Source organism: Aminiphilus sp., assembly GCF_029975095.1.
Classification (GTDB): Bacteria; Synergistota; Synergistia; order Synergistales; family Aminiphilaceae; genus Aminiphilus.
On sequence record NZ_JARKPW010000209.1, the window covers coordinates 1 to 5,823 of the forward strand.

Below are 5,823 nucleotides of genomic sequence, written 5' to 3' on the forward strand. Positions count from 1 at the left end.
GCTTCCGCGAGAAACGCCAGGGGCTTCTCCCGGGTCACGGCGGTACCGCAGACGAGCACCCGGTCCACGACGAGATTCCGGAACTGTCCCGCCGCGAAGGTGATGGTGGACCCCACCTCCCGGGCGAGGGAGCGGAGCGCCTCGTCGAACCCCATGGAACTCTCGGCCCCCACGAGGAGTGTGCGGAAGAGAAGGCCCGAGGTCCGGTAGCCCACGACGACATGACTGCTCAGCCGCCCGACGGAAAGACACAGAAAACCTCCCTCGGCGGAGGGAATCGGCCCGGAAAAGGTCCTCAGCAGTCCCGCAAGGGCGGGCTCCAACCCCGCGACGGACATGCCCGCATTCTCGCAGGCCTCCAGGAGCAGCTCCACCAGGCGCAGCCGCGCGGCGGCGACGAGGAGCCGCATGTTCTCGCCGCCCCCCTCCTCGGGATGCTCCACGGGACACGTGTCGTACACCGCCTCGGTCACGGAGAAGGGGAAATATTTGTCGAACTCCCACCGGAACGCCTCCCGGGCGTCCTCGGGATTCATCCTGGGCAGCTCCACCACCCGGAGCATCACATCCCGGGAGGGAAGTCCCACGTGAACGGGAAGGACGAATCTGCGCCCTCTCCGGGCGCGCAGTTCCTCCAGGGCGGAAAGCAGCTTCGTCGGATCTCCCAACAGCTCCTGCTGCACCGTCCCCGGAGGGAGCGGCTGAACCAGGTTCGACAGCACGCGAAAGGCTCCGCCGCGCCTGCCGATCTCGAGATAGCGCAGGCCGTCCCCCTCGATGGACAGAGATGTTCTCGATTCCTTTCCGCCGAACAAGGAACGGGCCACGGATCCACCTCCCCCAGGGTGCGAGGCGCCGCGTGTCGCAATGCGGCAGCTCCGCACACGAGTATAGCATAGGCGAACCGGAAAACATCTCAAAAGAGTTAAACACCCCTATGAAGAAACGTGTTCTTGGGAGAGCAAGGAAGAGTTTGCGAAATAGACCTTTTTTTTCAAAAAACACAGCCTATTTCGTAGCCCCTTTGTGAAACAGCCGGTCTCCTCAAGGGCTGGAAGGCTTTCGTCTTCCGGGACACGACAGAGCACGATCGCCGTGCTCCGCCCTCCTCCTTCGGGGCGCACCCCTTCTTTGCTTCTCTTTTCGTTTCCGTTTTTCTTCTTCGCATTTTTTCACGGACCGGGAAACGGAACGGGAGCGGAGGGGAAGGCGTTCCGGTCCCAGACATGGCCGCTCCGCCGCATGGTTTCATCGTCCTGCAACAGGTGATCCCTCCGGATCTCCCCGGCGATGCGCCGTTTCTCCTCAGGGGTGAAGTGCCCCTGAAAGTCGTAGGTGGGATCGTCGAAGGTGGTGTCCACGTGGTACCAGTTCCCGCCCACCCGAATCAGGTTCCAGGCGTGATCGCCTCCGGAGATGATCCGCACCTCGTAGCCGAGGGCGCGGTACATGTCGAAGGCGAGCAGCGCGTAGCCGTGGCAGACCGCCTTCCCCCGGAGCGCGTCGTAGGCGGTGAAGCGCCGCAGCGTCCGGTCGTAGTCCACAGTGGCGACGATAAAGTCGTGCACTGCGGCGATGCGCCCGTAGTCGTCCATCTCCGGGGTGACGATCTCCGCAAGGATCTCTCCGACCCGGCGCGCCACGAAGGCGCGCTGTTCCGGGGTCTCCCAGTAGTCGATGCGCACCTCCACCGCGCTTTTGTCCCCGCCCCGGACGATTCGGAAGGTCCACCGCTCCACCAGATAGTCGAATTCGGGCACTTCGCGCAGCACCTGCTCCCGGACGGCCTCGACGCTCCGTCGGTTGAAGGCGGCGCCTCTTTCCTCGTAGCGGAAAAAGGTCTTCCTCTCCAGGAGCGCCGTCCGCAACGCCGCGGCGAAGGAGTCCGCCTCTCCGAAGGCGTTTCCGGACAGAAAAAAGAGCACGAGTCCCAGCGCGAGAAGCACCGGCGCACACAAGCGGGCGCGGACGCATCCGTACCGGAAGGACCGTTTCCGTCCTTGCTCCGGCGCGCCCCCGGCGAGGGCGTTCCATCGTCTCTCCGCCGCTGTTTCCGGTTTCTCCACCGTCCCCGTCATGCGCATCACCTCCGAAAAAACGGCCCCCGCCGCACACGCCGCGCCGCCCCGTCCAGAACAGGCGCGCCGCTACACCCGACACCCGACAAACTCCACCTCCTGCGCCCGGAGGAATCCCTCCGGGCCGCCCGTCACAAGCTCCGATTCCGCGCCGCCACATCCGGGAAAACTCCACCTCCGCGCCGACGAACCCGGAACGAACATCCCGCCGTCCGCCCTGGAAAAAACGCTTCCCCACAACACCGGACCCGGAACAAGATCGCCGCCGCGTTCCTTCGCGGCCCTGCCCGCCCGTCTTGTTCTCCGCTGCACGAATGGTTCTTCTTCGAGTGCGCCCCGGCAAAGCACAGGAAAAGGAGTAGAATGAGACCCGTCCTTTGTCACACAAACGTCCAGGGACGGACCGGAGACCGGGCAAGACAGCCGAGGCGGCGCCGGCCCGACCCGTTGCGGAGGGATTCCCATGACGGCAGACGACACGCACGGCAACGACCGAAATCCGGCGCACTCCGACGGCGGAAGCGACGGAGGCACCGCCGGGACCACCTGGTTTCTCTTCCGAGGCAACGACATTCTCCTCTGCTCCGGGGAGACGCCCGCTCTTCCCATCGGGGAGGAACCGCCTCTCGCCCGGGAACTCCTCCGGTCGGGGTACTTCGGCCCTCCGGATGAAAAGCGCCTCGCCTGGGGGGAACTTTCCCCGGACTGCGCCATCCCCGGGAACCTCTTTCAGAAAGACCGCCGCTCCCTCTGGGCACTGCTCGGAGAAAGGGTCTTCTCCCTGGCGGGAACGGCCTTCCAGCTCATGAACTGGACCCGGAACACCCTCTACTGCGGCCGTTGCGGCGGCCCGATGCAAAACTCCGCGAAGGAACGCGCCCGGGAGTGCCCCGCCTGCTCCTTCGTGACCTATCCTCCGGTCTCTCCGGCGATCATCGTGGCGGTTCGCCGAGGCAACCGACTGCTTCTGGGCAGAAGCCCCCACTTTCCCAAGGGGCGCTACAGCGTCCTCGCGGGATTCGTGGACCCCGGGGAGAACCTGGAGGAAGCGGTGGCGCGGGAGGTCTTCGAGGAAGTCCACATCACCGTGAAGGACATCCGCTACGTCGCCAGCCAACCCTGGCCCTTTCCCCACTCCCTCATGGTGGGCTTCACCGCCCTCTGGGAATCGGGGGAGATCCGCATCGACGAAAAGGAGATCGAGGACGCCCGGTGGTTCTCCCCGGAGGACCTTCCGGACCTTCCGCCTCCGTCGAGCATCTCCCGGCGCCTCATCGACGCCTTCCTCCTGGAGATGGGCGAGGATCCGAAACAACGGGCGGGCGTCCCCTGGACGTAGGAGCGCGCCGGGGATGTTCCTCCGCGTTCCCGGTCCCGTCGCGTGCCGCGGAGCGCGGAGGCGCCCTCCGGGACGGACCCCGGAGCCCTCCCCCGACAGGGTGCCCCGTCACAGGCCCGGCGAAAGGGCCGGTGACACCGCTCCGCGCCGGGCGGCCATGATCCGCTCCGTCAGCAGGGAATAGCGCTTCTCCCGGCGGTCGTTCCGCACCGCGATGGCCAGGGCTTTGCGGGTTCCCACGAGGACGACGAGCTTTTTTCCCCGGGTCACCGCCGTGTAGAGAAGATTCCGCTGGAGCAGCATGTAGTGCTGGGTGAGCAGCGGAATGACCACCGCGGGATACTCCGACCCCTGGGACTTGTGCACCGACACGGCGTAGGCGTGCACCAGCTCGTCCATCTCGGAGAAATCGTAGGGCACGTCCCGCCCTTCCACGCGGACCGTCACGGTCTGCTCCTCCCGGTCCAGCCGGACGATGCGCCCCATGTCGCCGTTGAAGACCTCCTTGTCGTAGTTGTTCCGGATCTGCATCACCTTGTCTCCCTCGGCGAAGACGCGCCCTCCCCGGAGAAATCCCGCCTCGGCGTCGAGGGAGCGGGGATTCAGTGCCTTCTGGAGCACCAGGTTGAGGTTGCCCGCCCCAACGACCCCCCGGTGCATGGGCGTGAGTACCTGCACGTCCTCCACGGGATCGAGGCCGAAACGGCGAGGAATCCGGTTCCGCACGAGGGCCACGATGATGTCCGCCACCCGCTCGGGCTCCTCCTTCTCGATGAAGTAGAAATCCGTCAGCTCCTCTCCGGTGCTCTCCGTCCGGGGCATTTTCCCCGCGTTGATGCGATGGGCGTTCAGGACGATGCGGCTCTCCCGGGCCTGGCGGAAGATCTCCGTGAGGGTGGTCACGGGAAAGGCTCCGCTGCGGATGAGATCGGACAGGACGTTTCCGGCCCCCACGGAGGGAAGCTGGTGGATGTCCCCCACGAGCAGCAGGGACGCCCCGGGAGGCACGGCCATAACCAGGTGGTACATGAGCACCGTGTCGATCATGGACGCCTCGTCCACCACGAGCAGGTCACACTCCAGGGGCCGGGAGGCGTTCCGGGAAAAGGCTCCCCTGGAAGGGGCGTATTCGAGGAGCCGGTGGATGGTCTTCGCCTCCCGCCCCGTGGCCTCGGCCATCCGCTTCGCCGCCCGCCCCGTGGGAGCCGCCAGCAGGACGGTCCGTCCCCGGGCGGCGAAGAGTTCGAGCAGGACCTTGAGAATGGTGGTCTTTCCCGTTCCGGGGCCTCCGGTGATGATGGACACCCGGGAGCCGAGGGCCATCCGGAGGGCATCGCGCTGCGCCTCCGCCAGAGTGATGGACAGACGCCGCAACACCGCCTCCACGGCGGCGGGAGGGAACTCCCCCTCCGGGGACGCGCCGCACCGGCAGAGACCGAGCAACCCTGCGGCGATGCCCTCCTCGCAGGTGTAGTACTTGGTCAAATACACCGCGGGCGCGGGCCCATCGCCGCCGTCGGCGGAAAGTTCCCGCGGAAACGACGACTCCTCGGCAAGCGCACCTTCCTCCGGCGCGCCTCTTTTCGGAGTGCGGGCGTCCACCACGAGCCGGTTCGCCGCGGTCGCGGCGGCGACGGCCCGGAGAATGTCCTCCGCCGTCGCCTCCCCGGAGACGGCATCCGCTCCGTCCACACCTTCCGGCCTCTCCGCGGACGCCCCTTCCGGCCACCCCCTCGTACTCCCGTCCGAACCGGCGCCGGATTCGGGCGACTCCGGCGCTCCCGCGACGCCCGCGTCTTTGCGGCGCTTCTCTCCCAGCACGTCCAGACAGGTCTTCACCAAAACGTCCCGAGGGCAGTAGACGTGTCCCTCGTCGGCGAGCGTGTGCAGCACGTGCAACACCCCCGCCTCCAGGCGCAGCGGCGAGTTCTCGAGAAACCCCAGGCGGGAGGCGATGCGGTCCGCCGTGAGAAAGCCGATCCCCCAGATGTCCGTGGCGAGACGATAGGGGTTCTCCCGCAGAAGCTCCAGGGCCGCGCTGCCGTATTGGCGGAAGATCTTCACGGCGAACCCGGCGCTCACTCCGTGGGACTGGAGAAAGAGCATGACGTTCCGAATTTCTTTCTGCTCCGCCCAGGCCCCGGTGATGCGGGCAAGCCGCTTCTCCCCGATCCCCTCGATGTCGAGAAGCCGTTCCGGCGTTTCCTCGATGACATCCAGCGTGTCCATGCCGAAGGCGCGCACGATCCGCCCCGCCATCACCGGCCCGATGCCCTTGACGAGCCCGGAGCCGAGGTACTTCTCCATTCCCGTGACGGTGGCGGGAGCGGTGGTCTCCATGCGGTCCGCCCGAAACTGCTCCCCGTACTTCACATGGGACTGCCACGTTCCGCCGAAGCGCACCGT

General features: G+C 66.5%; 4 protein-coding genes. 1 reads left to right on the forward strand and 3 read right to left on the reverse strand.

Annotated features, from left to right (window positions below):
- Together pilM and Q1K49_RS13135 are read right to left on the reverse strand one after the other, a co-directional pair.
- Positions 1-827, reverse strand: an 827-nt coding sequence (gene pilM / locus Q1K49_RS13130) for a pilus assembly protein PilM (protein WP_300526451.1), incomplete at its 3' end; no start/stop codon positions are given.
- 345 nt (positions 828-1,172) lie between these two features.
- The gene (locus Q1K49_RS13135; protein WP_300526452.1) at positions 1,173-2,078 is read right to left on the reverse strand and encodes a transglutaminase domain-containing protein; all 906 of its coding nucleotides are present in this window, start codon (positions 2,076-2,078) and stop codon (positions 1,173-1,175) included.
- 463 nt (positions 2,079-2,541) lie between these two features.
- On the opposite strand from Q1K49_RS13135, the gene nudC reads away from it, so the two are divergent.
- Positions 2,542-3,417, forward strand: a complete 876-nt coding sequence (gene nudC, locus Q1K49_RS13140; RefSeq protein ID WP_300526453.1) for an NAD(+) diphosphatase — start codon at positions 2,542-2,544, stop codon at positions 3,415-3,417.
- Positions 3,418-3,525: 108 nt separating this feature from the next.
- Here nudC and Q1K49_RS13145 read toward each other — a convergent pair.
- On the reverse strand, positions 3,526-5,823 hold a 2,298-nt coding region (locus Q1K49_RS13145; RefSeq protein ID WP_300526454.1), incomplete at its 5' end, for an AAA family ATPase.